At 69.0% G+C, this 3,754-nt stretch carries 2 protein-coding genes; one reads left to right on the top strand and one right to left on the bottom strand.

Annotated features, from left to right (window positions below; all coding sequences use genetic code 11):
- On the bottom strand, window positions 1-3,147 hold a 3,147-nt coding region (gene eccCa, locus WAX14_RS04410; protein ID WP_422626870.1), incomplete at its 3' end, for a type VII secretion protein EccCa.
- 217 nt (window positions 3,148-3,364) lie between these two features.
- Between eccCa and WAX14_RS04405 the strand changes: the two genes are divergently transcribed.
- On the top strand, window positions 3,365-3,754 hold a 390-nt coding region (locus tag WAX14_RS04405; protein ID WP_422626869.1), incomplete at its 3' end, for an EsaB/YukD family protein.

Genomic DNA, 3,754 nt, shown 5'->3' with positions numbered 1-3,754 from the left:
GGACCCGAGATCGTCTGCGTCGGAACTCCCGTCGACGCGGGGCAGCGCCGACAGCACGTGCAGCCCGTCACGGTCGATACCGCGTCCGGGCCGGTTCTCGGGGACAGCTTCGGCCTTCTTCCGGCCGAACTCCGAATCCGCCGGGTCGCCGAGGCGCAGTTCGAGGCGGGTGCCGAGGTGGTCACGCATCGAGGGCCGCACATCCCCCCAGCGCGGCGCGGAGATCACGACGTGGATCCCGTACGACAAGCCCTGCGCCGCAAGAATGCCGATCGTCTGTTCGAGAGCGTCGAAGTCGTTGCGGATGCTGGGCCAGCCGTCGATGACGAGGAAGACGTCGCCGAACCCGTCGGCGGAGGTATCGACGAGGCGGTCGCCACGGAGCCTGCGTAACTGCACCATCGACTCGATGCCCCATTCGGCGAAGGCCCGTTCGCGTCGTCGCAGCAACCCGGCCATCTCCGCGATCGTTCGGCGCACCCGGTCGGCGTCGAGGCGGCTGGCCACCGAGCCGACGTGCGGCAGACCGGACAGCCCGGCGAGGGTTCCACCGCCGAAATCGAGGCAGTAGAACTGGACCTGTTCGGCGGTGTGACTCATCGCCATCGACATCACCAGCGTGCGCAACATCGTCGACTTGCCGGATCGCGGTCCGCCGACGACGACGATGTTGCCCGCCGCACCGGCCAGGTCGACGACGAGCGGGTCCCGCCGCTGATCGAACGGCCGGTCGACGATGCCGATCGGTGTGCGCAGCGTCGCCTGCCGCAGCACGTCGCCGGTGAGCAGAGATCGCGGCATGATCCGGTCGAGACTCGGTGACTCGTCGAGCGGCGGCAGCCACACCTCGTGCGCGGGCAGACCGTGGCCGTGGACCCGGTCGACGAGCACATCGAGCACGGTCCGGCCGTCCGGCGCGGGTTCCGGCACCGCCGCGGCGAGATCCGGCGGTGGCGCGGTCTGCTCGACCGGCACCTCCCGCGCGGTGAACAATCGGGGCCGGGCCACGCCCGGACCGTTCGCCCGTACGGTCCGGCGGGCGATGCGGCCGCGTTCATAGGGGCCGGAGACATAGGCCGCGGCGAATCGCACGATCTCCGCCGAATCGCATTTGAGATAGCCCGCGCCCGGTGACGACGGCAGGTGATAGGCGTCAGGGACACCGAGAACACTGCGGGACTCGTTGGCCGAGAACGTCTTCAGTCCGATCCGGTAGGACAGGTGGCTGTCGAGCCCGCGCAGTCTTCCCTCGTCGAGTCGCTGACTGGCGAGCAGCAGATGCATGTGCAGCGAGCGGCCGAGCCGTCCGATGGCGGCAAAGAGATCGGCGAAGTCCGGTTGCTGGGTCAGCAGTTCGGAAAACTCGTCGACGACGATGAACAAGGCCGGTAGCGGCGCCAGCGGCGCACCCGATGCCCGCGCCCGCTCGTAGTCTCCGACGTTCGCAAAGTTGCCTGCGGCGCGCAGCAATTCCTGCCTGCGATTCATCTCGCCTTCGAGGGCATCCTTCATCCGGTCCACCATCGCCAGTTCGTCGGCGAGGTTGGTGATGACCGCGGCGACGTGCGGCGCCCGGTCCAGACCGAGGAACGTGGCCCCGCCCTTGAAGTCGACGAGCACGAGGTTCAGCGCATCAGGTGCATGGGTCGCGATCAGACCGAGCACCAGTGTGCGCAGGAACTCGGACTTGCCCGACCCGGTCGCGCCGATGCACAGGCCGTGTGGGCCCATACCGTTCTCCGCGGATTCCTTCAGGTCCAGTTCGACGGGCGCACCGTCGACACCGATACCGATGGGCACCCGGAGCCGGTCCCGGCCCCTCCGCGGCGCCCACGCCGGAGCGGGATCGAATCGCGCGATATCACCGAGCCCCAGCAGATCCGGCCAGGTCAACGCTCGTTCGTCGCCCATGTCGGAGTCGCCGGTCGTCGCCCCTGCGGTGCGGTACGGCGCCAGCCGACGCGCCACGGTCTGCGCCTGCGCGATGCTGATGCCGTCGGACCGCGCGAACGTCTCGACGGCGCTGCCTGCGCGGGCACCGAGTTCCCCGGCGTCCGCGATCAACTGCAGCCCGCGGGCGGCTGCGAGTCGCGGTACGAACCGGCACAGGTCGATCACCACCACCGAATCCACTCCGCCCTCGTCCCCGAGGACACCGGAACCGGAACCGTGCACACCGCCGTCGACGACGACGACGATCTGTGGCACACCGTCGACCGCCGGGGCGTTGCGCGCGAACCGACCCCGCATCGCCAGTTGCGATCCGAGGACCGTCTCGAGCTCGAGCATCGAGCCGAAGACGGTCCGCGCGGATCCCGCACCGTCACGCACCTCCGGATGCTGTGCGTGCGGAAGCCATTTCACCCACTCCCACTCAGCGGCGGTGTCGGGTCCGCACACCACCGCGACCTGCAGCGTGTCCGGACCGTGGAATGTGCACAGCTGCACGAGCATTGCCCTGGCGAGCTGCCGGGCCGCGTTCCGGTCACCGTCGATCGCGACTGCGGGGAACCCCCGCAACGACACCGCGGTCGGCAGCGCCGCCACCACCGAATGCGTTCGGACGAACCTGCGCAACGACACTGCCGCAACCGGCTCGAGGTCTTCGACGGGACCGGTCTCCGGTGTGATCAGGCGGGTCGCCAGCCGCTGCCCACCGAGACCGACCCGCACGTGGCAGTAGTCGGCATCCGTCACGCGGCGCTCCCACATGCGTACCGATCCGGCGAGTGTCCAGACCAGCGCCGGATCGGGATGGGTCCATTCGAGTGCGCGTCGCTGCTGGTCACCGGTGTCGGTCACATCGCGGCGCATCTGGTCCAGGTACCGCAGGTAGTCTTTGCGATCCTCGTTCGCCTCCGCGGTACCCGCACCACCGCCGCGGGCGTTGCCTGCGAGCATCCCCACCACCGACACGAGCATCATGACGGGAAAGATCAGCGACATCGGGCTGCGTGCCATCCCGGACGAGAACATCAGCGCGACCATGCCGATCATCGCCGCGACCATCACCAGCGGCAACAGTTTCATCAGCAGATTGCCCGGGGTTGCCCTCGGAATCTCCGGCGGCGCTTGCAAACTCACCTCGCCGCCAGGAAGCCGCGGCGCCTCCCGGCGTGCTCTGCGCACGAACCGCACCGTACTCACGGCAAGCTCCCCCCGACCGCCCTCGACATCTCGGCCGCCCCACGCCGGCCGACCCCCACGGTCGACGAAGGGTAACGCATCGCATCACCTGGTGCCCGACCTGCGCCTCGGCGCCCACCGCACGGATGTCGTATCGTCTGCGGCGGGTTCGGTCTGTCGACCGGGAATTCGAGCGACCGGGCCTGCGACACATTCGATGCGACTGGGGGACACATCGTTGACGGCTGCACACATCGACCTGCCACACGCAAGCACGGAAACCACCCGGAGTGTCGGCGCACCGGACCTGTGCCGGATCTCCGTACTCACCCGGCACAGCCAGGTCGACCTGGCGCTGCCGTTGGGTGTGCCGATCGCGCTGCTCGTCCCCGGAATCGTGGATCTCGTTGCCTCGCACCGCACCGACAACGATTTCGATACCACCCCGGACCAGGTGGAGCCCGACCGGTGGACCCTCGCGCAGCTCGGCCGGGCACCCTTGTCCGGGGCACTCGCACTCGACGAACACGGCATCCGCGACGGTGAACTGCTCGTCCTCGAGAACGCCGACGCGCCCTCACCGCCCCCGCTGTTCGACGACGTCATGTATCACGTCGCGGTCGCCGAC

Source organism: Rhodococcus sp. (in: high G+C Gram-positive bacteria) (genome assembly GCF_049299235.1).
GTDB lineage: Bacteria > Actinomycetota > Actinomycetes > Mycobacteriales > Mycobacteriaceae > Rhodococcus.
This window is presented reverse-complemented; position numbering and strand designations above follow the sequence as displayed.